This is a genomic window from Streptomyces sulphureus DSM 40104, from assembly GCF_000381025.1.
Taxonomy (GTDB): Bacteria; Actinomycetota; Actinomycetes; order Streptomycetales; family Streptomycetaceae; genus Streptomyces; species Streptomyces sulphureus.
Genome location: NZ_KB905813.1, coordinates 769,980 through 794,869, shown reverse-complemented (window position 1 = coordinate 794,869; position 24,890 = coordinate 769,980). Strand labels below are relative to the sequence as shown.

23 protein-coding genes are annotated in these 24,890 nt (G+C 73.2%); 10 read left to right on the top strand and 13 right to left on the bottom strand.

The features are described from left to right. Window positions 1–57: 57 nt before the first annotated feature. From F603_RS0103620 to F603_RS0103610, 3 genes are read right to left on the bottom strand one after another with little or no spacing between them, the layout of a single operon-like run. Complete coding sequence (locus tag F603_RS0103620; protein ID WP_019544653.1) at window positions 58–435, bottom strand: PPOX class F420-dependent oxidoreductase; 378 nt, start codon at window positions 433–435, stop codon at window positions 58–60. Window positions 436–466: 31 nt separating this feature from the next. Further along, the gene (locus F603_RS0103615; RefSeq protein WP_019544652.1) at window positions 467–1,000 is read right to left on the bottom strand and encodes a GNAT family N-acetyltransferase; all 534 of its coding nucleotides are present in this window, start codon (window positions 998–1,000) and stop codon (window positions 467–469) included. Then, on the bottom strand, window positions 1,000–2,214 hold the full coding sequence (locus F603_RS0103610; protein WP_019544651.1) for an ROK family protein: 1,215 nt from the start codon (window positions 2,212–2,214) through the stop codon (window positions 1,000–1,002). Before F603_RS0103610 ends, F603_RS0103615 begins: the two co-directional genes overlap by 1 nt. Before the next feature lie 26 nt (window positions 2,215–2,240). On the opposite strand from F603_RS0103610, the gene F603_RS0103605 reads away from it, so the two are divergent. Then, window positions 2,241–3,482 carry an MFS transporter gene (locus F603_RS0103605; protein WP_019544650.1) on the top strand — a complete coding sequence of 414 codons (1,242 nt, stop codon included), beginning with the start codon at window positions 2,241–2,243 and terminating at the stop codon, window positions 3,480–3,482. 49 nt (window positions 3,483–3,531) lie between these two features. Next, on the top strand, window positions 3,532–4,380 hold the full coding sequence (locus F603_RS0103600) for an alpha/beta fold hydrolase (protein WP_019544649.1): 849 nt from the start codon (window positions 3,532–3,534) through the stop codon (window positions 4,378–4,380). Window positions 4,381–4,389: 9 nt separating this feature from the next. Here F603_RS0103600 and F603_RS0103595 read toward each other — a convergent pair whose 3' ends face one another. The 3 genes from F603_RS0103595 to F603_RS0103585 all read right to left on the bottom strand — a co-directional run bounded on the left by F603_RS0103595 (window position 4,390) and on the right by F603_RS0103585 (window position 7,973). Continuing rightward, the gene (locus tag F603_RS0103595) at window positions 4,390–5,055 is read right to left on the bottom strand and encodes a response regulator transcription factor (protein ID WP_019544648.1); all 666 of its coding nucleotides are present in this window, start codon (window positions 5,053–5,055) and stop codon (window positions 4,390–4,392) included. Continuing rightward, complete coding sequence (locus F603_RS0103590; protein WP_019544647.1) at window positions 5,052–6,308, bottom strand: sensor histidine kinase; 1,257 nt, start codon at window positions 6,306–6,308, stop codon at window positions 5,052–5,054. The genes F603_RS0103595 and F603_RS0103590 overlap by 4 nt, the downstream gene beginning before the upstream one ends. Window positions 6,309–6,752: 444 nt before the next feature. Continuing rightward, the gene (locus tag F603_RS0103585; protein WP_019544646.1) at window positions 6,753–7,973 is read right to left on the bottom strand and encodes a geranylgeranyl reductase family protein; all 1,221 of its coding nucleotides are present in this window, start codon (window positions 7,971–7,973) and stop codon (window positions 6,753–6,755) included. Window positions 7,974–8,241: 268 nt separating this feature from the next. Between F603_RS0103585 and F603_RS0103580 the strand changes: the two genes are divergently transcribed. Further along, window positions 8,242–9,621, top strand: coding sequence for a dipeptidase (locus tag F603_RS0103580; RefSeq protein ID WP_019544645.1), 1,380 nt, complete (start codon window positions 8,242–8,244; stop codon window positions 9,619–9,621). Window positions 9,622–9,663: 42 nt separating this feature from the next. On the opposite strand, the gene F603_RS0103575 is transcribed toward F603_RS0103580, so the two are convergent. Further along, a complete protein-coding gene (locus tag F603_RS0103575; protein ID WP_019544644.1) occupies window positions 9,664–10,719 on the bottom strand; it encodes an NUDIX hydrolase in 1,056 nt (351 codons plus the stop codon). 122 nt (window positions 10,720–10,841) lie between these two features. Continuing rightward, window positions 10,842–11,408 carry a TIGR03086 family metal-binding protein gene (locus tag F603_RS0103570; protein ID WP_019544643.1) on the bottom strand — a complete coding sequence of 189 codons (567 nt, stop codon included), beginning with the start codon at window positions 11,406–11,408 and terminating at the stop codon, window positions 10,842–10,844. A gap of 67 nt (window positions 11,409–11,475) precedes the next feature. Here F603_RS0103570 and F603_RS0103565 point away from each other — a divergent pair, with 67 nt between their 5' ends. Both F603_RS0103565 and F603_RS0103560 read left to right on the top strand, forming a co-directional pair. Next, a complete protein-coding gene (locus F603_RS0103565) occupies window positions 11,476–12,324 on the top strand; it encodes an AraC family transcriptional regulator (RefSeq protein WP_019544642.1) in 849 nt (282 codons plus the stop codon). A gap of 516 nt (window positions 12,325–12,840) precedes the next feature. After that, on the top strand, window positions 12,841–14,709 hold the full coding sequence (locus tag F603_RS0103560; protein ID WP_158678597.1) for a protein kinase domain-containing protein: 1,869 nt from the start codon (window positions 12,841–12,843) through the stop codon (window positions 14,707–14,709). A gap of 451 nt (window positions 14,710–15,160) precedes the next feature. On the opposite strand, the gene F603_RS0103550 is transcribed toward F603_RS0103560, so the two are convergent. After that, a complete protein-coding gene (locus F603_RS0103550) occupies window positions 15,161–16,093 on the bottom strand; it encodes an ROK family protein (RefSeq protein WP_019544641.1) in 933 nt (310 codons plus the stop codon). 142 nt (window positions 16,094–16,235) lie between these two features. Here F603_RS0103550 and F603_RS0103545 point away from each other — a divergent pair, with 142 nt between their 5' ends. After that, entirely contained in the window at window positions 16,236–17,282 is a 1,047-nt protein-coding gene (locus F603_RS0103545; protein WP_019544640.1) for a LacI family DNA-binding transcriptional regulator, read from the top strand. A gap of 7 nt (window positions 17,283–17,289) precedes the next feature. On the opposite strand, the gene F603_RS0103540 is transcribed toward F603_RS0103545, so the two are convergent. The 4 genes from F603_RS0103540 to F603_RS0103525 all read right to left on the bottom strand — a co-directional run bounded on the left by F603_RS0103540 (window position 17,290) and on the right by F603_RS0103525 (window position 21,167). Further along, window positions 17,290–18,600: a DUF6986 family protein gene (locus F603_RS0103540; RefSeq protein WP_019544639.1), complete on the bottom strand. Its 1,311-nt coding sequence runs from the start codon at window positions 18,598–18,600 to the stop codon at window positions 17,290–17,292. 183 nt (window positions 18,601–18,783) lie between these two features. Further along, the gene (locus F603_RS0103535) at window positions 18,784–19,746 is read right to left on the bottom strand and encodes an electron transfer flavoprotein subunit alpha/FixB family protein (RefSeq protein ID WP_019544638.1); all 963 of its coding nucleotides are present in this window, start codon (window positions 19,744–19,746) and stop codon (window positions 18,784–18,786) included. Window positions 19,747–19,797: 51 nt separating this feature from the next. Beyond that, window positions 19,798–20,583: an electron transfer flavoprotein subunit beta/FixA family protein gene (locus F603_RS0103530; RefSeq protein ID WP_026328106.1), complete on the bottom strand. Its 786-nt coding sequence runs from the start codon at window positions 20,581–20,583 to the stop codon at window positions 19,798–19,800. Window positions 20,584–20,840: 257 nt separating this feature from the next. After that, a complete protein-coding gene (locus F603_RS0103525; RefSeq protein ID WP_019544636.1) occupies window positions 20,841–21,167 on the bottom strand; it encodes a thioredoxin family protein in 327 nt (108 codons plus the stop codon). A gap of 267 nt (window positions 21,168–21,434) precedes the next feature. Between F603_RS0103525 and F603_RS0103520 the strand changes: the two genes are divergently transcribed. The 4 genes from F603_RS0103520 to F603_RS0103505 all read left to right on the top strand — a co-directional run bounded on the left by F603_RS0103520 (window position 21,435) and on the right by F603_RS0103505 (window position 24,826). Further along, window positions 21,435–22,151: a lysophospholipid acyltransferase family protein gene (locus F603_RS0103520; RefSeq protein WP_019544635.1), complete on the top strand. Its 717-nt coding sequence runs from the start codon at window positions 21,435–21,437 to the stop codon at window positions 22,149–22,151. A gap of 422 nt (window positions 22,152–22,573) precedes the next feature. After that, a complete protein-coding gene (locus F603_RS0103515; RefSeq protein ID WP_019544634.1) occupies window positions 22,574–23,173 on the top strand; it encodes a TetR/AcrR family transcriptional regulator in 600 nt (199 codons plus the stop codon). Beyond that, on the top strand, window positions 23,170–23,856 hold the full coding sequence (locus F603_RS0103510; RefSeq protein WP_019544633.1) for a type 1 glutamine amidotransferase domain-containing protein: 687 nt from the start codon (window positions 23,170–23,172) through the stop codon (window positions 23,854–23,856). The genes F603_RS0103515 and F603_RS0103510 overlap by 4 nt, the downstream gene beginning before the upstream one ends. Before the next feature lie 46 nt (window positions 23,857–23,902). Beyond that, window positions 23,903–24,826 (top strand): NAD-dependent epimerase/dehydratase family protein, encoded by a 924-nt coding sequence (locus F603_RS0103505; RefSeq protein ID WP_019544632.1) that lies wholly within the window; start codon window positions 23,903–23,905, stop codon window positions 24,824–24,826. Window positions 24,827–24,890: the final 64 nt, after the last annotated feature.

Here is a 24,890-nt window from a genome sequence, read left to right as displayed (position 1 = left end):
GCCGCGTCGTCGTACGGCAGGCGGCAGCTCGGCTACACCGGCGGGAGCAGGGGCGGATCAGAACGTCACGGCGATGCCCGTGTGCACCTGACGGCCACGGCGCAGCAGCGCCTGGCCTGCGTCGAGGAGGCGGAACTGCCAGCCGTACTTGCGGCGCAGGGCGTCCCGTACGCGGGAGAGCTGCTCCGGCTCCAGGAGGCGGGCCTCGCCCTGGGCCGGTTCGGCGTCGCCCGTCCGGCCTCGGACGTCGCACGGCGCCACCGCCACCTGCGTGTCCCTGCGCAGGCGGCGCACCTTGCCCGAGTCCGTCCGCGTCCAGACGAGGAGTTCGGGCCCGTCGGCTGCGGCCCAGACGGGGGTGGGCACGGCCGTGCCGTCGCGGCGGTGCGTCACGAGGCTGACGTAGCGGCTTGCGGCGAGCTCTTGAGGCACCATGGCGCCACCCTCACCGACGGTCGGGCGCGCGTCAACGTGCCCCGTGTTGCGGCCTGTCGGGCAGATCGCGGCGCATGCACACCCGCGGCCAGCGGTCGAGGCCCGCCTCGCGCTCGCGGCGGCGGGCCTCCCGCAGCCCCGGCGTGAGCGCCGTCTCGGGGAGGGTGCGGAAACCGAGCCGCGCGTAGTAGGGCGCGTTCCAGGGGACGTCGGCGAAGGAGGTCAGGGTGAGCGCGGCGAGGCCGGTTCCGGCGGCGCGGTGTGCGGCGTCGTCGAGGAGGGCGCGTCCGAGGCCGCGGCGGGCGAACCGCGGGTCGACGGAGAGCTGTTCGACGTGGGCGCAGCCGTCCACGTGCTCGGTGAGGACGTACCCGGCGAGCTCCCCGCCCGGCTCCGCGACCACCCGGAGCCCGTCCGCCGCAAGGTGGCGGCGGAGCTCGGCGAGGGGCGGCGGCGGGTCGTCGGCGACGGCGTCCATGCCGAGGGCGCGGAACGGGGCGCCCGCGGCGCGCTCGATCCGCTGGAGCACGGGGAGTTCGTTCTCGTGGGGCGTGCGGATCTCCATCAGTTCCCCAACACCGTGAGCGGGTCCTCCAGGACGGGCTGCCAGGCGAGTTCGGCCGCGCCGACGAGCGCGCCGTGGTCGAGCGAGGCGGCGCGGATCGGCACGCCGCCGCTCCCCCAGAGGCTGCGGTCGGCGACGACGGCGCGGAGCCGCTCCCCCTCCACCTCGACGAGCCTGCGGTGGAGGCCGCCGAGGACGATGCGGTCGGGGTTGAGGATGTTGACGAGCGAGGCGAGCCCCAGCCCGAGCCTGTCGACGAGGAGCCGTACGGCACTGCGTACCGCGGCGTCCGTCTCGTACTCGGAGCGGATCAGCTCGGCGGCCTGGTCGAGGAGCGAGGTCTCGGGGCCGGGGTCGCGGCCGGCGGCCGTGAGGAGCGCGAGCGGGTCGGCCTCGACGTCGAGGCAGCCGCGGCTGCCGCAGTGGCAGCGGCGGCCGTTCGGGTCGACGGTGAGGTGCCCGACCTCCATCGCAAGGCCCGAACTCCCGGTGTGCAGCCGCCCGTCGAGCACGAGGGCGCCGCCGACCCCGCGGTGCCCCGTGCCGACGGCGAGCAGGTGCCGGGCGCCGCTGCCGGCGCCGTGCCGGTGCTCGGCGAGGGCGGTGAGATTGAGGTCGTTGGCGGTGTGGCCGGGCGGCGGGTGCGGCCCCGGCAGCTCTATGCCTGCCTCGTCGAGGCAGCGCGCGAAGATGTCGCGGACGGCCACTCCCGGCTCCCAGGCGAGGTGGAGCGGGTTGAGCGCGGTGCCCGCCGGCTCGGCGACCGCGGAGGGCACGGCGAGCCCGGCACCGGCGCAGCGCCGCCCGCTGCCCTCCAGCAACTCCCGCCCCGCGCCGACCGCTTCGCCGAGCACCTGCGCGGGGTCGGCGTCGACGGTCCCGCAGCCCGCGCTCGTCCCGACTAGGGTGCCGCCGAGCCCGACGAGCGCGGCGCGGTAGCCGTCCGCGTGGACCTGGACGGCGAGCGCGACGGGCCCGCGGGGGGCGACGGAGAGGCCGTGCGAGGGCCGCCCCTGGGTGCCGACAGCGGTGGGGTGGGGGTCGACGGCAATGAGGCCGAGCGCCTCCAACTCGGCGGCGACCGCGCCCGCCGTGGCACGGGTGACGCCGAGTTCGGCGGTGAGCACCGCGCGGGTCGGTGCCCTTCCGGTGTGCACGAGTTGGAGAGCGGGGCCGAGATGGGAGCGTCCGCGCTCCACCTTTGCTGTACGCATCTGGGTCACACCCTTATTCTGGCTTTGTGCCGTCACTAAACAAAATACGGTCGGCGCTCGCCGTCGGCCGGGGGCCCGGCGTTCGCGCCCCCGCCCCCGCCGCCCTCGGCCTGCGCCGCATCCGCACCGCGCTCACCGTCTTCTTCGCACTCGACGGGTTCCTCTTCGCCGGCTGGGTGGTCCGCATCCCCGCCGTCAAGGAGCAGACCGGCGCCTCGGCGAGCGCCCTCGGGCTCGCGCTCCTCGGCGTCTCGGCAGGTGCCGTGGCGACGATGCTGCTCATCGGGCAGCTCTGCCGCCGCATCGGAAGCCGTCGCGTCACCGTCCTCGCCGGGCTCCTGCTGCCGCTCGGCGTCGCGCTGCCCCCGCTCACGCACTCGGCGCTCGCGCTCGGTCTCGTCCTGCTCGTCTTCGGCGCCGCCTACGGCGGACTCAACGTCGCGATGAACGCCGTCGCCGTCGACCTCGTCGCCGCGCTCCGACGCCCCGTCATGCCGTCCTTCCACGCGGCGTTCAGCCTCGGCGGGATGCTCGGCGCCGGGCTCGGCGGACTCGTCGCCGGGTCGCTCAGCCCGACGCGGCATCTGCTGCTGCTCACCGCCGTCGGGCTCGTCGTCGCGGCCGCGGCTGCGCGGCCGTTGCTCCGCGGCGCGATCCCGTCGCCCGAGTCCGAAGCCGGGACGGAGGTGTCGCCGAGCGCTCCCGTGGACGGCAGGCCGTACGCGCTCGTCGCCGTCCTGGGGCTGATCGCGCTCTGCACGGCGTACGGGGAGGGCGCGCTCGCCGACTGGAGCGCCCTGCACCTCACCGACGACCTCGGTGCGAGCGCCGGGATCGCCGCAGCCGGCTACTCGGTCTTCGCGCTCGCGATGACGGCGGGCCGCCTGGCGGGGACGACGCTGCTCGAGCGGCTCGGTCCCGCGCGTACCCTCGTCGGGGGCGGAGCCGCGGCGGCGGTCGGCATGGTCGCGGGAGCCCTCGCGCCCAGCGTGCCGCTGGTCCTCGCCGGGTTCGTGCTGACGGGCTTCGGGCTCGCCAACGTCTTCCCCGTCGCCATCGCCAGGGCGGGCGCACTCGCCGGGCCCTCCGGTGTCGCGGGAGCCTCCACGCTCGGGTACGGCGGGATGCTGCTCGGGCCCGTCGCGATCGGCTTCCTCGCCGACTGGTTCTCGCTCACCGCCGCACTCACCTCGGTTGCGCTGCTCGCCGCGGTCGCCGCCCTCGTCGCCGCGGCGGTGCGCCGCTCGGCGCTCGGCGAGACGCGCTGAGCCCCGACCGGAGTGGCGAACCCGCCCCGGGTACTACAGAGTTGAGGCCATGAGCGAAGACTGGTACCTCGACCACGCCTACGAGAGCGCCTCGGGAACGGTCCGTTGGACGGCCCTCGGCGACCCCGGGCAGCCGCCCGTCGTGCTCCTCCACGGGACGCCGTGGTCGTCGTACACCTGGCGGGCGGTCGCCAGGGCGCTCGCGGTGAGGCGCCGGGTGTACGTCTGGGACATGCCCGGGTACGGCAGCTCCGCCAAGTACGAGGGGCAGGACGTCTCGCTCGGCGCACAGGGGCGGCTCTTCGCCGAACTCCTCGGCCACTGGGGGCTGGTGCGCCCCGACGTCGTCGCGCACGACTTCGGCGGCGCGGTGGCGCTGCGGGCGGCACTGCTGCACGGGGCCGCCTACCGCACGCTGACGCTCGTCGACGTGGTGGCCCTGGCGCCGTGGGGCTCGGACGCGTACCGCCTCCTCGGCCGCAACGCGTCCGTCTTCGGTGCGCTTCCGCCCGCGCTCCACGGGGCCATGGTGCGGGAGTACATCCGCTCGGCGAGCAGCGCCGGCCTCCGCGAGGACGTGCTGGAGCGGCTCGCGGCGCCGTGGCTCGGGGAGATCGGACAGCCGGCGTTCTACCGTCAGATCGAGCAGAACGACCAGCGGTACACCGACGAAGTCGAGGGCCGCTACGGCGAGTTGGACCTGCCGGTGCTCGTCTGCTGGGGCGCGGACGACAGTTGGGTGCCGGCCGACCGCGCCGACCGCCTCGCCGCCGTCGTCCCGGGCGCCCGCAAGCACCTCCTCGCCGGTGCCGGCCATCTCGTCCAGGAGGACACTCCCGCCCAACTCACCGCGCTGCTCGTCGACTTCCTCCGCGAGGCGGACGCCGCCGGGGACTGAGCGACGCCCTCACCCGAGCCAGCCGGGCCGCACGAGGCCCGACTCGTAGGCGAGGACGACGAGTTGGGCGCGGTCGCGCGCGCCGAGCTTCACCATGGCCCGGCTGACGTGCGTCTTGGCGGTGAGCGGGGAGAGGAAGAGGCGTCCGGCGATCTCCTCGTTGGTCAGGCCCAGCCCGACCAGGGCCATCACCTCCCGCTCCCGCTCGGTGAGGTCGGCAAGGCTCGTGGGCGGCGTCGGCTCCTTCGACCGCGCGGCGAACTCGGCGATGAGCCTGCGGGTGACGCCGGGCGAGAGCAGCGCGTTGCCCTCGACGGCGGTGCGTACCGCCCGCAGCAGCTCGTCCGGCTCGGTGTCCTTGACGAGGAAGCCGGAGGCGCCGTAGCGCAGCGCCTCGAAGACGTACTCGTCGAGTTCGAAGGTCGTGAGCATCACGACGCGCACGCTCTCCAGCCTCGCGTCCTCGGTGATGCGGCGGGTGGCCTCCAGGCCGTCGATACCGGGCATCCGGATGTCCATCAGGACGACGTCGGGGACGAGCCGCCGCACCTCGGCGAGCGTCTCGTCGCCGTCGGCCGCCTCGCCGGCCACCTCGATGTCCGACTGCGCGTCGAGGAGGGCGCGGAAGCCGGCGCGCACGAGCGCCTGGTCGTCTGCGAGCAGGACACGGATCACGGCTTCTCCTCCCGCGGACGCCGCTCGCCCGCTGCCCCGTCGACGCTACCCGCAGCGAGCGGCAATCGGGCGCGTACCCGGAACCCGCCATCGGCGCGCGGGCCTGCCTCCAGTGCGCCGCCGAGGGCGGTGGCGCGCTCGCGCATGCCGACGAGGCCGTTGCCTCCCGAGCCGCGCGGTCCCCGCTCGGCGGCCGGGCCTGGATCGTCGACGGTGACCTCGAACTCTTCCTCGCGATAGGCGAGTCGGAGGGTCGCGGTGCGCGCTGCGGAGTGGCGGACGGTGTTGGTGAGCGCCTCTTGCACGATGCGGAAGGCGGCGAGGTCCGTCTGCGAGGGCAGGTCGCGCCGGCGGCCCTCGGTCTCCGTCGCGACGGAGAGCCCGGCGCTGCGGGCCTGCTCGACGAGGTCGGCGAGGCGGGCGAGTCCCGGTGCCGGGGTGCGCGGCGCCTCGCCCGGAGCGCGGAGCGTCTCCAGCACCTGGCGCACCTCGCCGAGCGCCTCCTTGCTCGCCGTCCTGATGGTGGTGAGCGCGGTGCGTGCCTGCTGCGGGTCGGAGTCAAGGAGGGCGAGGCCCATGCCAGCCTGGACGTTGATGACCGAGATGCTGTGCGCCAGCACGTCGTGCAACTCCCGCGCGATGCGCAAGCGTTCCTCGTCGGCACGGTGGCGTTCGGCCTCCGCCGCCTCGTCCCGTCTGCGCTCCAGCTCCGTACGGCGGACGCGGAGCAGCTCGCCGAGCGCGCCGAGCGCCAGCACCCAGGCGGCGAAGAAGAGGTCGGTCGTCCAGGTGGCGTGCGCGCCGCCGGGTTCGGGCAGCCACGCCCGCAGCCAGTGCGCCGCGACGAGGTGGGAGAGCCAGAAGGCCCCCATGGCGCCCCACGCGGAGTACCGCTCCCCCGCTGCCGCCGCGGCGACGCAGGCGACGGCGAGGCTGAGGAAGACGGGGCCGTACGGATAGCCGGCGGCGAGGTACACCGTCGTGACGAGGGCACTGCCCCACGCGACGGCACGCGGACAGCGATGGCGCACGAGGAGGAGCAGCGGGCCGGCGGCGAGGAGCAGCCGCGCCCACAGGTCGACGGCGCCCGCCTCCCCCGGCCGTTGCCCCGCGGCGAAGGTCGAGCCGATCTGCTGGAGAAGGAGCACCACGAGCGACGAGGGCCACGGCAGGCCGCGGTACTCCGGCTCGCTCCGCCCGGCCCGCGGAGGCTCCGCCTGCGGCAGCCTCAGCAGCGCGGCGCGCGCCGCCAACGAGCGGCGCAGCAGCGGGGATCGGCCCCCTCGCCGCCCGCCGCGCCGGTCGGGGCGGGCTGGCGGGTCGGGGTCTGCGGTGGCGGCCATGGCTGCAACCGTAGGCCGCCGGCCGCCGCGGGGGCGTCAGCCTTCGGCAGACGGCGCGGATACTCCCGGCGGAGTAGCGGCGGTGGTGGCCGTGCCGCGCGATGACGAGACCGGGGAGCCGCCGAGGTCCTCAGCCCGACGCGCCCAGCCCGGGAAGCGGCGGGGCGGCGGCAGCCGGTGCGGGGCGCTCACGGCGCCGGACGGCCCGCTGCCGTACGCCCCGTACGACAGCGGGAGGCGACGCCTCAGCACGTCGGAAGGCGGCTCCTTCGGCGCCGGCGAGGGATGCTCACCGGGCATGCCGGGTCTCCACCGGTCGCCGTGCGCATCTCCTTGCGTGCGGCGGCCGTTGTCTCAGCCCCGGTCGAGGCGGTCGAGCACCCGACGGGCCACCGGGTGGGTGCGGACGACCTCGCCGAGCGTCGTCGTGCCGCGGGTGATCCGGGCGAAGACCGACCAGGCCGGGCGGAAGCCGGTGAGCGCCGCGTGTATCAGTCCGGGGCGTCTGGAGAAGACCCGGAGGAGCCGGCTGCCGACGCCCATCTCCACGCCGAGGCCCGCCTTGATCGCGAACGCGTAGTTGAGGGCCTGCCGGCGCGCGTCCACCGCGTCGTGGGACTCCGCGATCCGCACCGCCCACTCCCCTGCGAGCCGTCCCGAACGCAGCGCGAAGGAGATGCCCTCGCGCGTCCACGGCTCCAACAGGCCGGCCGCGTCGCCGCAGACGAGGACGCGTCCGCGGGAGAGCGGAGAGTCCTCGGCCCGGCACCGCGTCAGGTGGCCGGAGGAGATCCGCGGCTCGAAGCCGGCGAGGCCGAGGCGTCCGACGAAGTCGTCGAGGTAGCGCTTGGTCGCAGCGCCCTCGCCGCGCGCCGAGATGACGCCGACGGTGAGGGTGTCGTCCTTGGGGAAGACCCAGCCGTAACTCCCGGGCAGCGGGCCCCAGTCGATGAGGACCCGCCCGCGCCAGTCGTCGGCGACGCTCCGGGGAACGGGGATCTCCGCCTCCAGGCCGAGGTCGACCTGGTCGAGCTTGACGCCGACGTGCGCGCCTATGCGACTGGCGCTGCCGTCCGCACCGACCACCGCACGCGCGAGCACCGGCTCCTCCTCGCCCGAGAGGACGACGGCGACGGAGCGGCGGTCCGGCACCGCGGGGCCGTGCTGCTCGACGCGCGAGACGGTGGCGCCCGTGCGCACCTCGGCGCCGGCCTTCTGCGCCAGCTCCACGAGTTGGCGGTCGAACTCGGGCCGGTTGACGAGGCCGAAGAGCGTGTTCCGGGAGCGCCGCGTACGCGCGAGACGGCCGTTGTGCGAGAAGGTCACCGCGTCGACGCGGTCCTTGAGCGGCAGTTCGAACCCGGGAGGCAACGAGTCGCGGGTCGGGCCGATGATGCCGCCGCCGCAGGTCTTGTAGCGGGGCAACTCGGCCTTCTCCACCAACAACACCCGCCGGCCTGCCACGGCAGCCGCGTACGCGGCCGACGCACCTGCTGGACCGCCGCCGACCACGACGACGTCCCAGACCGCGCGCTCCTCACCCTCGGTTGCGCTCTCGGCGTTCTCGCTGCTCACGATGTGTTTTGCTCTCCCGCCCGACCTCGGCTGCGCTTGGACCCCCGCATCCTACGGCGCTGCCTCGGGAGCACCGGCTGTGGGAGGATCTGCGTCGGCCCGCCCTGCCCGGAGCGTCCGCTCCGCGGCTCGCGGCCCCGCCTGTGTGCCCAACGGCGCGCCCCCGCCGAGCGTTCCCGCAGCCGGCGAGGAGAGCCGCACCCCGCGGCGGCGCCCCCCGCCTTCGGCAGCACGGCGTGACGACGAGGGACGAGAAGAAGGAGCGCAGATGAACCAGAGCCGTACCGACGCAGGGCCCGGGATAGCGGCGGCGGTCTCCGCCATGATGCCCGAGGCGCGGAGCGAGCTCGCCGAACTCGTCGCGTTCCGCTCGGTCGCCGACCCCGCGCAGTTCCCGAAGAGCGAGTGCGACGCCGCCGCCGAGTGGGTCGCGGACGCGCTGCGCGCCGAGGACTTCGAGGACGTCGCGCTGCTCGCCACCCCCGACGGCACCACCTCCGTCTACGGCCACCTCCCGGGCCCCGAGGGCGCCCCGACCGTCCTCCTCTACGCCCACTACGACGTGCAGCCCCCGCTCGCCGAAGACGAGTGGCACACCCCGCCGTTCGAGCTCACCGAGCGCGCCGACGGGCGCTGGTACGGGCGGGGCGCGGCCGACTGCAAGGGCGGCGTGCTGATGCACCTGCTCGCACTCCGCGCGCTGAAGGCGAACGGCGGCGTCCCCGTCGGCGTGAAGGTGATCGCCGAGGGTTCCGAGGAGCAGGGCACGGGCGGACTCGAGCGGTACGCGGAGGCGCACCCCGAACTCCTCACCGCGGACACGATCGTGATCGGCGACGCGGGCAACTTCCGCGTCGGCCTGCCGACGGTCACGGCGACGCTGCGCGGGATGGTACTGGTGCGGGTCGGCGTGGAGACGCTCCGAGGCAATCTGCACTCGGGGCAGTTCGGCGGTGCGGCGCCCGACGCGCTCGCCGCGCTCGTCCGGCTCCTCGACTCGCTCCGCGACGAGCACGGCGACGTCGCCGTCGAGGGGCTCCGTTCGGAGGCGACCGCCGAGGGACTCCGGTACGACGAGGAGCAGTTCCGCTCGGACGCCGGCGTCCTCGAGGGTGTCGAACTCACCGGCACGGGCGGTGTCGCGGACCGGCTGTGGGCCCGCAACTCGGTGACGGTACTGGGCGTCGACTGCCCGCCGGTCGTCGGCGCCACCGCGTCGGTGCAGGCGTCGGCGCGTGCGCTGGTCTCGCTGCGGATCGCCCCCGGGCTCGACGTGGACACGGCGCTCGGCCACCTCCTGCGCCACCTGGAGACGCACGTGCCGTGGAAGGCCCGACTGACGACCGAAGTCGTCGGCCGTGGCGAGCCGTTCAGCGCCGACACCGCGAGCCCCGCCTACCGAGCGATGGCCGAGGCGATGCGCGAGGCGTACGACGGCACCGAGATGCAGGTCGCCGGGCAGGGCGGGTCGATCCCGCTCTGCAACACCCTCGCCTCGCTCTACCCGCGGGCCGAGATTCTGCTGATCGGCCTCTCGGAGCCGGAGGCGCACATCCACGCCGTCAACGAGAGCGTCGACCCTGGCGAGTTGGAACGCCTCTCGGTCGCCGAGGCCCGGTTCCTCCAGCGGTACGCCGAGCGTTCCTGAGCCGACGGGGCGCGCGGCGGGGCGGGTTGGCCGGCTCGGGTCTCAACGCCCCTCGTATGCACGCCCGTCGCGCACCGTTGCGTCCTCCGGCTCTCCGCCCTCCAGGTACAGCGGGCTCCCCGCGCGGCGGGCCTGGAGGGCGCGGCGAAGGCGCCTGAACCGGTGTGCGGGGAGGAGGGTCCGCGCCTCCTGCTCGGTGGCGAACCGCCAGCCGCGCAGCTCGGCGCGGGGCAGCAGCACCCTGCTCGCCTGCCGGGGTCCGAGGCGGCCGCCGTCGAAGAGGAAACGGAGCCCTCCGAGCGACGGGGGCCGGGGCCGCTCCCAGTCGACGACGAGCAGCCGCAGCGGCCCCGCGAGGTGCAGGCCGAGCTCCTCCTCCACCTCCCGCCGGCCGGCGGAGGCGGGCGGCTCACCGTGTTCGACGACGCCGCCGGGGAACTCCCAGCCCGGCTTGTACGTGGGGTCGACGAGGAGGACGCGGTCGAGTTCGTCGAAGAGCAGGACGCCGGAGGCGACCGTCTCGGCGGTCGGCTCCGGCGTCTGGACGATCTCGACGCGGCCCGCGCCGGTGCCGACGGCGCAGGCGAGCGACTCGGCGGTCTGCCGGGGAGTGAGCGTCGTGGTGTCCACCGTGTGCGCGTCGGCCGAGAGCCAGCGCAACGCGGCGCGGTAGCGCGGGAGTTGGCGCAGACACCGCAGACGGGACGCCTCACCCTCGACTGCTGCACGCTCGTCTATCCGGGCGCGAAGGATCGGGTCCTCTGCTCTGAGCAGGAAGTGCGAGACCGGTATCCGCCGCGCGGCGAGCGAGCCGAAGATCTCGTCCCGGTACTCGCGGCGGAAGAGCGGCATCGGCGTGATCAGCGGTCCCTGCACCTCGGTGAGGAGCGCGGCGGCGGTGTCGGCGACCAACCGCCGCCAGGCGGCCAGCTCTTGGACGTCGGCGACCTCGCCCAGCCGCTCCTTGGGCAGCATCGCGCGCAGCCCCGGACCGAGGAGCTCCGGATCGAAGAGCACGCTGCCGGGCAGCAGCTCCTGGAGTGCGTACGCGGCGGTGGTCTTGCCTGCACCGCATGCACCGTTCAGCCAGACGAGCACGTCGGTCCCCCTCTACGTCCACCCCAAAGGGCTGCCCGCTACCCCCAGAGGTGGAAACGCGCCGGGGCGCGGGCGCCCCCGCTCGGCGGCAGAGGGCGACCACGCCCCGGCGCGCGAACCCGCTACGGGCGCCAGTCGGGGTCCCGCCCCGAGACACCGAGCAGCCGAGCGAACTCCGGCGCGTCCGGGGCCGTCGTCACTTCGGGCGCGAAGACGCCCGCCTGCCGGGCCATGGGTGCCATCTCCCGTAGAGCGGGCAGGAGTTCACGGACGGCACCCGGCGGCGGCGTGTACGGTCGGCCGGTGGCGCGCGCCAAGTCCCATGCGTGCACGGTGAGGTCGGCAAGGGCCTGCGTGGCGACGAACCGCTGCGGCATCCGCATCACAGGGGACTCGCCCCGGAGCGCCGAGTCGCTCGACCACGCCCGCACGAGCGCGTCGCTCTCGACGGCGAACCTGTCGCGCCACTCCGGCCCGAGGCGGTCGGGGGTCGAGGAGAAGTCGGCCTGTCCCTTCACCGCAAGCGCCTGGAAGGAGACGACGACGTGGAAGAGATGGTTGAGCAGCGCCCGCACGTCGTACTCGGCGCACGGCGTGGGGGCGCCCAACTGCCCGTCGTGCACGCCCTGGACGACGGGGAGGGCCGAGCGGGCGGCGTCCCGGAGGTTCGTGAGTGTCTCATCGGTCATGCGGGCAGCCAACCGCCCGGCCGCCGCACCGTCTTGAAGAAACACGCCTGCGCCGTAGCATGCCGGTGTGGAAGCGTTACGCCAGGACACGCGCGGCATCGTCGCCGCGCCCCATCTCCTCTCCCGGGTCCGCTTCCGCCGCCGCGCTCCGGCGCCCGCGCTCCGTCGCCACGTCGAGCACTACTGGCTGATCGACTGGGATCTCCCCGCCCCTTACACCTCGCGCGTCCTCACCCACCCTTGCGTCAACCTCGCCCTTCAACTCTCCGACGGGGCAGCCGATGCGGAGGCCGTGGGCCCGCTCCACCGGCTTTTCGAAACCCGACTAGCCGGGCACGGGCGGGTGTCGGGCGTGCAGTTCCGGCCGGGCGCCTTCCGCGCCTTCGCCGGCCCCGGCTGCTCCCCTGCCGCGCTCGCCGACCGCAGGCTTCCCCTCGACGAAGCGCTGCCCGGTTCGCGCGACGCCGCCGCCGCGGTTTTCGCGGCCGGCGGGGACGACGCCCGCGTCGACGCGCTCGACGCCCTCCTCACCTCGTACGGCCCCGTCCCCGACACCGCGACCGCACGAGCAATGGCGCTCGCCCACCGGGCGCGCACCGACCGCACGCTCCGCCGCGTCGACCAACTCGCCCACGCAGCAGGGCTGTCGGTGCGCGCCCTGCAACGCCTCTTCGCCGCCGTGCACGGCATCGGCCCCAAGCAGCTCGTCTGCAGGTACCGCCTCCTGGACGCCTTGGAGCACGCCACCACGGAACCGGGCCCCGACTGGGGCCGTCTCGCCGCCGATCTCGGCTACAGCGACCAGTCCCACCTGGTACGGGAGTTCACCGCCGCCGTGGGCGTCCCGCCCGCCGGCTACGTGCGCGCGCTGATGACGCCGCTCGTACCCAAGTCCTCGGCGTACTCGACGGGTTGACGCGCGTGGCTCGGAACCCCGACCGCCCGGACCGCGGTTGGCCGGGGTTCCGCGCTGCCGTCGGTCGGGGACGGACGCCGGAGCCTGCTGCGGTGGACGCGGGGATACCTCAGGCGGCTCCCGCTGTGCTCCTCGGACTCTCGACACGACGCCGGGAACCTACCGGCGCACTCACGCCGGCGAGCACACGGGACATTGACCGGAAGGCCGGTGCGGGCCAACTGGCCAGCCAAGCAAGGGTTGTCCACGGCCCGGCGATGCTTGGCTGGCGTACGGTTACGGACAGCTTTGCTCTGATTCCAGGCAAACTCGTGGCAGAACACACGTAGGTGAGCTTTCATGGAGCGTGTCCCCGCCACCGGCAACAGCGACTGCCGTGCGGGGTACAGGCCGTTTGGGTAGGCACGCCAAACGGCCTGTGCGGGAGCGAACTGGCGCAGGTTTGGAGCCGAGTGAACCGGATGGTGTCAAGCCCGTCTGAGGCCCACACCTCAGCCCTGCGGGTGCGTGGGCCCGGTGGGCGTCCTACTCGAATCAGTGCCGTTGCAGAGGGAAGGGGAGGGAGCGTTGCAGGCACTGAGGCCGGACGATCCGCATCAGGTAGGCAAGTACCGGCTGCTGCACCGGCTGGGTGCGGGCGGGATGGGCCAGGTGTATCTGGGGATTTCCCCGGGGCGGCGGCTCGTCGCGGTGAAGGTCATCCACGGCGAGTTCGAGAGGCACCCGGAGTACCTCGCCCGGTTCCGCCGGGAGGTCCTGGCCAACCGGCTGGTCACCGGTGCCTTCACTGCCCCGGTTTTCGACCACGACTCCTACGCGAGCCCGCCGTGGCTGGTGACCTCCTATGTGCCGGGGCCGTCGCTGAAGGGAGCAGTGCGGGATGCGGGGCCCCTGCCGGAGGGCACCGTGGTGCTGCTCGCAGGGGCGCTGGCCGAGGCGCTGGCCAGCATTCATGAGGCGGGGCTGGTCCACCGGGACCTCAAGCCGTCGAATGTGCTGCTGGCCGAGGACGGCCCGCGGGTCATCGACTTCGGCATCGCCCGCGTCGAGGACATCACCGGCATCACCCGGACCAAGCAGCCACTGGGCACCTACGGTTACATCGCTCCCGAGTTCCTCAGCCGCGGCGAGAGCACCACGGCGTCCGACATGTTCGCGCTCGGCGGGGTCCTGGTGTACGCGGCGACCGGTTCAAGCCCCTTCGGCAGCGGGTCCGACCACGTGCTCGCCTACCGGACGGTGCACGAGCAGCCGCGCCTCGAGGGCATCACCAACCCCGAGCTGCTCAGTCTGATCACGGACTGCACGGACCGGGACCCGGCAGCGCGGCCCACCCCGCAGCAGGTGCTGGAGCGCACCGGCTTCAACGAGCACCGCAGCACGCTCCTGGACGCCTCCGCCTGGGCCCCGGCAGCCGAACGCACCGTGGCACTGCGCGAAGAGGCGCTGGACCTCGCCGAGATCTCGACCCTCCCCGAACCCGATCGCGACCGGGAGGTGACGTCCGGACCCGGCCGGGGCGGCCGCCTCACCCGGCGGTCCGCGTTGTTCGCAGGCGGAGCCGCCCTGGTCGCGGGCGCCGGGGGGCTGGCGCTGTGGCGGTCCGCGGACGGCCACAACGGCACCGCGTCGGCGGACCAGCCCGCGCCGAAGTCCTCCGCATCCGCGACCCCCCGCTGGATCGGGCCGAAGCCGGTGGCTTGCTGGCCGATGAACGACGGCAGCGGGAGGAAGGTGAAGGACACGGCGGGGCACCACGATGCGAAGGCCAGCGGGATCAAATGGGCCAGCGGCCGCGCGACCTTCGACGGCCTCCATGGGTATGCCGAAACCACGAATCCGGTGGTCGCGGCGGGGCCGGACAAGGCGTTCACGGTCGTCGCCCGGGTCCGTGTCCTGCGGGTTCCGGAGGGCCCGAAGCTAAATCAGCGCAGGAGCATGAATCCGGGCACGGAATCCGTCTATACGGCAGTGGCTCAGCAGGTGCCGGCTTGGGAGGAGGCGGGCGGGTGCAGCTTCTACCTGCAGTACTTGGGTGGCGGCACCGAGAGGTGGGCTTTCTCTCTGAGCGGCGCCGTCGATGGCACTCCCGGCCGGGCCCACTCCAATTTCACGGTTGCGGACCCCAGCGGCTGGACCCACCTTACCGGCGTCCAAGACAAGGATGGGACCCTCCAGTTGTACGTCGACGGGAAGCCGCAGGAACGGGTGAAGCCCGAGGTTCCGCCCATCCCACGGAACGGTCCGCTGCTGATCGGCCGCGCCGTCTACGATGACAAGCCGTCCGACTGGTTCTCCGGAGACATCAGCGAAGTCCGCCTCTACGACCGCGCCCTGACCGGCGATCAGGTCTACGACCTCGTCGCCGGGGCGCAGCGGGGATGACTCCCCCCGGAAAGGCGCCCGACCAGGCGGGATGCCGTCCGGCCCGTGAGACCTTGCAGGTACCGGCCAGCCCGTCCGCACAGCAAGGTGAGAGCTGAGCCGTAAAGGGCGATCGCACGGTCGTCGGCAGCCGCCCAGGCACGTGACCTCGGTGCCACCGACTTCCTTGGAGGTTCGCCCGGATGGAGAGCCGGAAGGTCCTGTGTGACTGCCGCCTGAAGAGCGACGGTGCACACCACGCGCTGCCCGGCGCCGCACGCCGGCACAACCTCGCCCTGACAGGCTGAGCCGACGGCCCACCCCGACGGGATGCACACCTCCGACGCAGCGAGGATCAGTTACGGGACAGCCCTGGCGCCGCGGCGGACGGGCCCGCCGCCGCCCGGCCAACTGCGCACGGACGGCGGCGAGTCGAGCGCCCCAGCCGGGCGCCGTGGAGCCGACGTGCGGGTCACCACCCCACGAGCTCGCGACACGCGGCAGCCGCGCCGATGAGCCCGCCGTCGGTGCCGGTGCGGGCCTTCACGAGTTCGATGTCCTGGACGAAGGAGAGCGTCGCGAACTCGTCCAGTGCGGTGCGCAACGGCGCGAAGAGCACCTCGCCCGCGGCCGCGACCCCGCCGCCGATGACGACTATCTCGATCTCCACCAGCGCGGCCGTCGCTGCGATCCCCGCACCGAGAGCCCTCGCCGCCCGCCGGTAAGCGGCGAGCGCGGCGGCGTCCCCCGCGCGGGCGGCCTCGGCGACGGCGCCCGCGTCCGCGGGGCGGTCCTGCGGTGGGCGCCAGCCCCGATCGAGCGCCGTACGGGCGATGTTGGGGCCGCTCGCGAGGCGCTCGACGCAGCCGCGCGAGCCGCAGGGGCACGGATCGCCGTCGAGGTCGACGCTGATGTGCCCGATGTGCCCCGCGTTCCCCGTCGGCCCCGAGTGGACCCTGCCGTCGAGGACGAGGCCGCCGCCGACGCCCGTCGAGACGACCATGCACAGCGCGGCCCTCCTCCCCCGCGCGGCTCCCTGCCAGTGCTCGGCGGCGGCGATCGCCGGGCCGTCGCCGACGAGCGCGACGGGCAGCCGCGTGGAGCGGCGGACGCGTTCGACGAGCGGATAGCCGCGCCACGCCGGTATGTTGACCGGACTCACCGTCCCGGCGGCCGCGTCGACGGGACCCGCGCTGCCGATGCCGACCGCGGCGACGCGCGCCCACTCCCCTGCGGCGGCCAGCTCCGCGAGCACCTCGTCGACGGCGGCGGCGACGTCCTCCGCGCCCGCTTCCGCGGGGGTGGGGCGTCGTGCGCGGGCGAGGAGGCAGCCGTCGCCGTCGACGAGAGCTCCGGCGATCTTGGTGCCCCCGATGTCGAGGGCGGCGACGAGCTCGGTGTGCATCTTCGGCGGCTCCTAGCGGCTGGAACGGTGGGTCGTCTGTGTGACCGGGTAAGTCTCCCCAGAGTTGACAACGTTGTCTAGTCCACGATCTCGCCGACTATGCTGCGGAGTCGAGGAAGCGCCCAGCCGAGGAAGGAACTCCGTGGTCGACACCGCACCGCCGGCCGACGCCGTAGGGACCCGTTACGGCGCCCGCCCCACCATGAAGGACGTGGCCGCACACGCCGGCGTCGGCCTGAAGACCGTCTCCCGCGTCGTCAACGGCGAGGCAGGGGTGGCCCAGGACACCGAGCGTCGGGTACGCGAGGCGATAGCCGCACTCGGCTTCCGCCGCAACGACAGCGCCCGGGTGCTCCGCAAGGGGCGCACCTCCAGCGTCGGACTGATACTCGAGGACCTCGCCGACCCGTTCTACGCCCCGCTGAGCCGCGCCGTCGAAGAGGTCGCGCGGGCGCACGGCGCCCTGCTCATCAACGGCTCCAGCACCGAGGACCCGGAGCGCGAGCGGGAGTTGGCGCTGGCGCTGTGCGCGCGCCGGGTGGACGGACTCGTGATCGTGCCGGCCAGCCGCGACCACCGCTACCTGGAGCCGGAGATCTCGGCAGGCGTCGCGACCGTCTTCGTCGACCGGCCGCCCGGGCGCATCGCGGCCGACCTCGTCCTCTCGGAGAACCGGGAGGGCGCACGCGCGGGAGTCGCACACCTCGTGGCGCACGGCCACCGCCGCATCGGCTTCGTCGGGGACCGTCCGCACATCCACACCGCGGAGGAACGGCTCGCCGGCTACCGTGCCGCCATGAGCGACGCCGGCCTCCCCGTCGACGAGGCGTGGGTCGCACCGGGCGCCACCGACCCCGAGCGCGTGCGGCGCGACGCCGGCCGGATGCTCGGCGGCGCGGAGCCGGTGACGGCGATCTTCGCAGGCAACAACCGGGTGACGGTCACCCTCGTCCGGCTCCTCGCGGCGGCCGAACACCGCACGGCGCTCGTCGGCTTCGACGACTTCGAGCTCGCCGACCTCCTGTCACCACCCGTCACCGTCGTGGCGCAGGACCCGGCCGCGATGGGACGCCGCGCCGCTGAACTGCTCTTCGCGCGGCTCGCGGGCGCCGGCGGGCCGCCGCGCCGCCTCTCCCAGCCGACGCGGCTCGTCCCGCGCGGCTCCGGTGAACTGCCGCCCGGCGGTTGACAGTTGTTCACCGTCCCGCGAGCTGCTCCAAGCCACGACGGTCGGTACCGGCGCCCTCGGCCACCTCGTGCTCGGCGAGGGCGCCGCAGTCGAGGCCGCGGAGCAGGTACCCGGCGAGGGCGCGCACCGTGGCCGGCTCGTCGAGAACGGCGCCTTGCGAGCCGGAGCGGTAGCGCGCTATCCGTGCGCACGACTCGGCGGCGCCGCGGCGGAAGAAGCCGAAGACGGCGGCGTAACGGCTGGGCAGGTGGCCCGGATGCATGTCCCAGCCCTGGTAGTAGCCGCGTGCAGCAGCGCGCCGCACGAGCCGGTGGTGGAGCCGCCAGGCTCGGTGGACCTGCCCGGTACCGCCGACGGGCAGGACGTTGGTCGAGCCGTCAGAGAGACGCACGCCCGTACCGGCAGCCGCCGCCTGCATCACCGCCTTGGCGTGGTCGGCGGCCGGGTGGTCGGGCGCCTGGTGGGCCGCGCTGATTCCGCAGTCGGCGCTGTAGTCGAAGGTGCCGTAGTGGAGGGCGGTGGCACGGCCCTCGGCGGCGCCGATCAGCTCGGCGACGGTGGCGCGGCCGTCCGCGCCGAGGATCGCGGCGGTCGTCTCGATCTGGATCTCGAAGCCCAGACGCCCGGCCGGCAGCCCTGCCGCCTCCTCGAACCCCCGGCAGACGGCGGCGAATTGGGCCACCTGCTCGGGCCTGCTCACCTTCGGAAGTGTCAGCAGTAGCCCGTCCGGCAGATCACCGGCGTCGAGCAGCCCCGTGAGGAAGAGGTCCAGGGTGCGCAGGCCGCGTCGACGGACCGGCGCCTCCATGCACTTGAGCCTGATACCGACGTACGGCGGGACGCAGGAGCCCGGACCGGCCCCCGCCCATCCGGCGACGATGGCGGCGGCCCGGACCGCGGCCTCGTCCTCCTCGGCGTCGGGCCTGCTCCCGTAGCCGTCCTCGAAGTCGATGCGCAGGTCCTCGACGGGTTCGGCTGCGAGCTTCGCCCTGACGCGCGCGTGCACCTGCGCGAACTCGGCCTCGCTGTACGCGTCCTGGGCTGCTCCGCCGAGCCCGAGGGCGGAAGCGAGGGTCTCCGGGTTGTGCGCGTGCCGGTCGAGGAGGTCCAGCGCGGCGCGGCCCCACTCGGCAGGGGTTCCGGCGGTGAGCGTGTCGGCGGGGACGTAGACGGTGTGGACGGGTTGGCGGGTGCCGGGGTCGCCCGGGTACCGGGCGGCGAGCTCTGCGTCGACCGGGGCGAGCGCCGCGTCCACGGAAGCGGCGACGGCCTCGGGGAGGCAGGTGCGGGGGCTGGGCTGCGGCGTCTCGTCGGGCATCGCGCGCCTCCTGTGGGCTCCGGCGCGCGGGCGCCGGCTGCGGAGCAGGCGGTTCAACAGGATGTTGAACCCGTGGGCCCTGGACGCTAGTTGGCGCCCGAAGCGCAGGTCAAGAGCGACCGGACGGCGGCGGCCCCGGTACCGATGCGGTACCGGGGCCGAGGTCGCGCTGCTGCGTCGTGGTCAGCCCTTGCGGGTCTTGACCTCTTCGGTGAGTTGGGGGAGGACGTTGAAGAGGTCGCCGACGACGCCGTAGTCCACCAAGTCGAAGATGGGGGCTTCGGAGTCCTTGTTGACCGCGACGATCGTCTTCGACGTCTGCATACCCGCGCGGTGCTGGATCGCGCCGGAGATACCCGCCGCGATGTAGAGCTGCGGAGAGACCGACTTGCCGGTCTGGCCGACCTGGTTGGAGTGCGGGTACCAGCCGGCGTCCACGGCGGCACGGGAGGCGCCGACCGCGGCGCCGAGGGAGTCGGCGAGGGCTTCGATGACGGGGAAGTTCTCCGCACCGTTGACCCCGCGGCCGCCCGAGACGACGATCGCGGCCTCGGTGAGCTCCGGACGCCCGGTCGACTCCCGCTCGGTCCGCGACGTCACCTTCGTACCGCGGGCCGCATCGTCGAAGGAGACCTCGAGCTCCTCGACGGTGCCGGCGGCCGAAGCCGCCTCGGGCGCCGCGGAGTTGGGCTTGACGGTGATGACCGGGGTACCCCGGGTGATCCGGGAGCGCGTGGTGTAGGCGGCCGCGAAGACCGACTGCGTGGCCACCGGGCCGTCCTCGCCCGGCTCGACGTCCACCGCATCGGTGATCAGGCCGGACTCCAGGCGCACGGCGAGACGAGCGGCGATCTCCTTGCCCTCACCGCTGGAGGGCACGAGGACCGCGGCCGGGGAGACGGCGTCGTAGGCAGCCTTGAGCGCGGCGACCTTCGGCACGACGAGGTAGTCGGCGAACTCCGGTGCGTCCGCCGCCAGCACGCGGGTGGCGCCGTACTCGCCCAGGACCTTCGCGGCCTCCTGCGCACCCGGGCCGAGGTGGACCGCGACCGGCTCACCCAACCGCCGGGCCAGAGTGAGGAGTTCGAGGGTGGGCTTGCGGACGGCACCGTCCACGTGGTCGACATAGATGAGAACTTCAGCCATGGTGGGAATCTCCTGCCGGAAGAAGAGGGGAAAGCGAACGGAGGGCGGGCTTCAGAGGAGCTTTTGGCCGGCGAGGAATTCCGCGAGCTGCTTGCCGCCCTCGCCCTCGTCCTTGACCACCGTGCCTGCGGTGCGGGCCGGGCGCTCGTTGGCCTCGACGACCGCGGTGGAGGCGCCTTCCAGGCCGACCTGCTCGGCCTCCAGATCCAGGTCGTCCAACTCCAGCTCCTCGACCGGCTTCTTCTTCGCCGCCATGATCCCCTTGAACGACGGGTAACGGGCCTCGCCGGACTGGTCGGTGACGGAGACCAGGGCGGGCAGCGCCGCCTCCAGGTGCTCGGTCGCAGCCTCACCGTCGCGGCGTCCTGTCACCTTGCCGTCGGCCACCGACACCTCGGACAGCAGCGTCGCCTGCGGGACGCCGAGGCGCTCGGCGAGCATCGCGGGCAGCACGCCCATCGTGCCGTCGGTCGAGGCCATGCCGCAGACCACCAGGTCGAAGCCGGTCTTCTCGATCGCCTTGGCGAGCACCAGCGAAGTGCCCGCGACATCGCTGCCGTGGATGTCCTCGTCCTCGACGTGCACGGCCTTGTCCGCCCCCATCGAGAGCGCCTTGCGCACCGCGTCGCGGGCGTCCTCGGGGCCGACGGTCACCACGGTGACCTCCGCGTCGTCGGACTCCTCGGAGATCTGCAACGCCTGCTCCACCGCGTACTCGTCCAACTCGGAGAGCAGACCGTCCGCCGCCTCACGATCCACCGTCAGGTCTTCGGCGAACTCCCGGTCACCCGCGGCGTCCGGCACGTACTTCACACAGACAACGATCCTCAAGCTCACGCCGGCTCTCCTCGTGCGTCGACTCACGGTTCCGGTCCGGCAGGACCGGCTCTCCGTCCTCAATATTACTCGCCAGTACACCTAGCTGCTTCCCGCGTGGCAAGCCGGGTGAACTGTGACCTTTCCTACGCGCGCCACGCACGCGCAACCCAACCATTCCCCACCCCGCCGCATGCGGCACCGGAGCGCCGCAGGCCGCTCCCGCCGTTCCGACGATACGCGGCCCGAAACCCCCTGCGAGCAGCGGGACTTGCCGCTCAGGCGACCGCCTCGCCGAGCGCCGCGATCACGTCCGCCTTGCGTGGCACACCTTGTGCCCTGCGCACCGTCCGCCCGCGGGAGTCCAGAACGAAGACGGTCGGGGTCCCCTCGATGCCGAGCTGTGCCGCGAGCGCGGGACGCGACTCCGCGTCGACCTCCAACTGCGCGACGCCCGGCACCATGTCGGCGACCTGCGCGAGGACGCGGCGGGCAGCACGGCACGGCTGGCAGAACGCGCTGGAGAACTGGAGCAGGGTCGCCCGCTCCCCCAACCGTCCCGCCGCGCGCGCAGCTTCGAGCACCGTGCGGTCGTCCTGCGCCATCAGCCACCTCCGCGCCCCGTCGGAACCGGCCGGCGCCCCGCCGGCCGCGTCTCCGCACCTTACCGAGACCGCTGCGACCCGCACCCGCCTCGCGCACGTGACGAGGATCTCGCGTCTTGCCCGTCCATGGGCTAGCCATGACCTGCCGTTTGGGGAACCATCACAGGCAGCCGGAAGTTACGCCCCCGTAAGTTCTCACTCCGGCGAGACGACCGGACCGGAGCGGCGAGCCCCGCTCCGCCCAGCGATCGAGACGAAGGGCCCCACGTGGCAGACCTCCTCTACCCCCCGGTGATCGGCGCGGCCCGCGTCTGGTTCAAGGCCCTGGACCTGCGGATCGACCTGCGCGGCACCGAGCACCTGCCGAGAAGGGGAGGTGCCGTCCTGGCGAGCAACCACATCAGCTACCTCGACTTCGTCTTCAACGGCCTCGCCGCCAGGCCCGCCAAGCGCCTGGTCCGCTTCATGGCGAAGGAGGCCGTCTTCCGGCACAAGGTGTCGGGACCGCTGATGCGCGCGATGAAGCACATCCCCGTCGACCGCTCCCGTGGTGAACAGGCGTACGCCGACGCCGTGCAGGCCCTCCGCGACGGCGAGGTGGTCGGCGTCTTCCCCGAGGCGACGATCTCGCGGTCGTTCACGCTCAAGGACTTCAAGACGGGCGCGGCACGCATGGCACAGGAGGCCAGAGTGCCGCTCGTGCCGATGGCGGTCTGGGGCACCCAACGGCTGTGGACCAAAGGCCACAAGCGGGACTTCGGCCGCAACCACCTCCCGCTCACCCTGCGCGTGGGCGCCCCGATCGAAGCCCCCGGCGACGAGTCGCCCACGGGCATAACCGAGCGCCTCAAGGAGCGGATGCAGGACCTCCTCGAGGCGGCCCAGCGCGCCTACCCCTCGCACGCGGACGCGCCCGGCTCCTGGTGGCTCCCCGCCCACCTCGGCGGCACAGCCCCGACACCCGCCGAGGCGCGAGCCCTGTAAGAGGCCCTGACAGGAAGTGTTATCCGGTGCGACTGCCGGGTTGCGTGCCCGCCGGTCGGCAGCGGGAAAGCGGGATGCTCGGCCGTTGATCGTCTCGGCCGAACTGTGGTCATCGATCGGACCGTTGCTGCCGGCACCCGGGCCGACCACACCACCCAACTGCTGCCGCTGCCGGCCTAGGGGCGGCCGACCCGCACCAGCCCCCGATCTCCTGCTGGCCGTTCGCGGCCACGACGAGCACCGGCGCCTTTCCGGCCCCCAGGCACCGAACCGCTGGTAGCGCGACGAGACGCGGGCCTTCCTCGGCCTGGCCGCCTGCTTGATCACCCATCGCCACGTCCGGCGCCGCGGTTGGGCTCTCGTGAGCGACTTCCGCGTGCACTACCCTCATAATGTAAGCAGTGCTTACATTATGAGGTGCGATGGACTCGAACCCGACCAGGCCCGGCTACCACCACGGCGATCTACGGGCGACGCTGGTTCTCGCCGCCCTGGAGCTGCTTGAGGCCGGCGAGCCGTTCTCGTTGCGTGGGCTTGCCCGCCGAGCGGGTGTGTCCACCGCCGCTCCGTACCGGCACTTCGCCGATCGCGAGGAGCTGGAATCGGCGCTGGCCGTCCACGGGTTGCGCGAACTGAGGAGCGAACTGACCGCAGGCAGACCAACCCCGACATCTGCCGCCGAGGTCGGCGAGCTCGCCGTCGGGTATGTGCGCTTCGCCCTGCGCAGGCCGGCGCTGTTCCGTCTCATGTTCGGGCAGGCATGCGATGACCAGGACGACGAAAGGGTGCGCGCGTCCCGTGCGCTGCACGACCACCTCGAAGCCGTCATGGCCGAGGTCTACCCCGCATCCGACCCAGCCGTCCTGGCCACCGCCGGATGGTCGCTCGCCCACGGGCTGGCCTTCCTCCACCTCGACGGCAAGCTTTCCCACGCCGACCCCGCCGCCAGCGACGAGCGCGTGCGTTCGACGTTCGCCGCCGTCTTCCCACCCGTCGTCCAGCCCGCAATCGAGGATTCATGAGCGCGCGCATCCTGATCGTCGTCACCAACGTCGACCGCTACGAGGCCGACCCGTCGCACTCGACCGGGCTCTGGCTGTCAGAGCTGACCCACGCCTACGACGTCTTCGAGAAGCACGGCTCGGAGCAGACGATCGTGAGCCCCGCGGGCGGGAAGTCACCGACGGAGCCACGGTCGTTGAAGTTCCCCCACTACGACAAGTCCGCCAAGTCCTGGCATGACGACCCGACCCGGATGGCGCTGCTCGACGACACGGCCGCCCCGGAACAGATCGACTCGGCCGACTACGACGCCGTCTACTTCACCGGCGGCCACGCAACGATGTTCGACTTCCCCGGCAGCCAGGGCCTGCAACGGATCACCCGTGAGATCTTCGAGCGCGGCGGTGTCGTCGGCGCGGTCTGCCACGGCTACTGCGGTCTGCTCGACACCACTCTCTCCGACGGAAGCCACCTCGTCGCCGGCCGCAACCTCACCGGGTACTCCTGGCGCGAGGAAGTCCTCGCACGCGTCGACAAGCTCGTGCCCTACAACGTCGAAGAGCGGATGAAGGAGCGTGGCGCGCACTACGCGAAGGCGCTACTGCCGTTCGTCTCCCACACCGTCGTCGACGGCAGGCTCGTCACCGGCCAGAACCCCGGGTCGGCCAAGGAGACCGCAACCAAGGTCGCCGCGCTGCTCTGACAGCCGAGACCGCCGCACCGAATCCCGACCCGAAGGGCAGCACCCCATGCAGACCGTGCTCGGATCAGGCGGCCAGATCGCCGAAGAGCTCACTCGCGAACTGCACCGGAACTTCACCCGCGACGTCCGCCTGGTGAGCAGGAACCCCGGAAAGGTGCAGGAGACCGACCAGCTCGTACCCGCTGACCTCATGGATGCCGAGGCCACCGATGCGGCGGTGGCGGGAAGCGACATCGTCTACCTCACCGTCGGGCTGCCGATGGACTCCGCACTGTGGGAGCAGCGGTTCCCGACCATGATGGCGAACACGATCGCCGCCTGCCGGAAGCACGGCAGCAAGCTCGTCTTCTTCGACAACACCTACATGTACCCGCAGACCTCGACGCCCCAGACCGAGGACACCGCGTTCGAGCCGGTCGGGCGGAAGGCAACCGTGCGCGCACGAATCGCGTCGGCGCTGCTGGCCGAGCGGGACGCGGGCACGATCGACGCCGTGATCTGCCGAGCCCCCGAGTTCTACGGCCCCGGCAAGACCCAGAGCCTGACCAACTCGGCCGTCTTCCACCGCATCGAACATGGCAAGCGGCCGATGGTGCCGCTGAACGCCCACACCAGGCGCAGCCTGATCTGGACCCCGGACGCCAGCCGGGCCATGGCCCGCATCGGGAACACACCCGACGCCTACGGGCAGACCTGGCATCTGCCGATCGCGCCGGACCGCCTGACCTACCAAGACATGATCGACATCGCCTCCCGGATCACCGGGAAGAAGATCCGCTACTCCACGGTCCCCGGCTGGGCGTTCAGGATCGGCGGGCTCGTCAACCCGGCGGTGAAGGAGGTAGAGGAACTGCTGCCGCGCTACCGGCAGGACAACGTCTTCGACTCGTCGAAGTTCACGAGACGGTTCCCAGACTTCCAGCCCACGAGCTACCGGGACGGCATCGCCCGGCTCCTCGAAGGCGAGTGACGGCGCGCCGCCACAGCACCCGGCGCTGCGGCCTCGCGGCCTGACGGACCGCTCGCCGCCACGT

What these genes read in the sequence shown, in the direction of transcription:
- F603_RS0103620 (WP_019544653.1), bottom strand. Translation starts at nt 435, where the DNA reads ATGGTGCCTCAAGAGCTCGCCGCAAGCCGCTACGTCAGCCTCGTGACG.
- F603_RS0103615 (WP_019544652.1), bottom strand. Translation starts at nt 1,000, where the DNA reads ATGGAGATCCGCACGCCCCACGAGAACGAACTCCCCGTGCTCCAGCGG.
- F603_RS0103610 (WP_019544651.1), bottom strand. Translation starts at nt 2,214, where the DNA reads ATGCGTACAGCAAAGGTGGAGCGCGGACGCTCCCATCTCGGCCCCGCT.
- F603_RS0103600 (WP_019544649.1), top strand. Translation starts at nt 3,532, where the DNA reads ATGAGCGAAGACTGGTACCTCGACCACGCCTACGAGAGCGCCTCGGGA.
- F603_RS0103580 (WP_019544645.1), top strand. Translation starts at nt 8,242, where the DNA reads ATGAACCAGAGCCGTACCGACGCAGGGCCCGGGATAGCGGCGGCGGTC.
- F603_RS0103570 (WP_019544643.1), bottom strand. Translation starts at nt 11,408, where the DNA reads ATGACCGATGAGACACTCACGAACCTCCGGGACGCCGCCCGCTCGGCC.
- F603_RS0103550 (WP_019544641.1), bottom strand. Translation starts at nt 16,093, where the DNA reads ATGCACACCGAGCTCGTCGCCGCCCTCGACATCGGGGGCACCAAGATC.
- F603_RS0103540 (WP_019544639.1), bottom strand. Translation starts at nt 18,600, where the DNA reads ATGCCCGACGAGACGCCGCAGCCCAGCCCCCGCACCTGCCTCCCCGAG.
- F603_RS0103535 (WP_019544638.1), bottom strand. Translation starts at nt 19,746, where the DNA reads ATGGCTGAAGTTCTCATCTATGTCGACCACGTGGACGGTGCCGTCCGC.
- F603_RS0103525 (WP_019544636.1), bottom strand. Translation starts at nt 21,167, where the DNA reads ATGGCGCAGGACGACCGCACGGTGCTCGAAGCTGCGCGCGCGGCGGGA.
- F603_RS0103515 (WP_019544634.1), top strand. Translation starts at nt 22,574, where the DNA reads ATGGACTCGAACCCGACCAGGCCCGGCTACCACCACGGCGATCTACGG.
- F603_RS0103510 (WP_019544633.1), top strand. Translation starts at nt 23,170, where the DNA reads ATGAGCGCGCGCATCCTGATCGTCGTCACCAACGTCGACCGCTACGAG.
- F603_RS0103505 (WP_019544632.1), top strand. Translation starts at nt 23,903, where the DNA reads ATGCAGACCGTGCTCGGATCAGGCGGCCAGATCGCCGAAGAGCTCACT.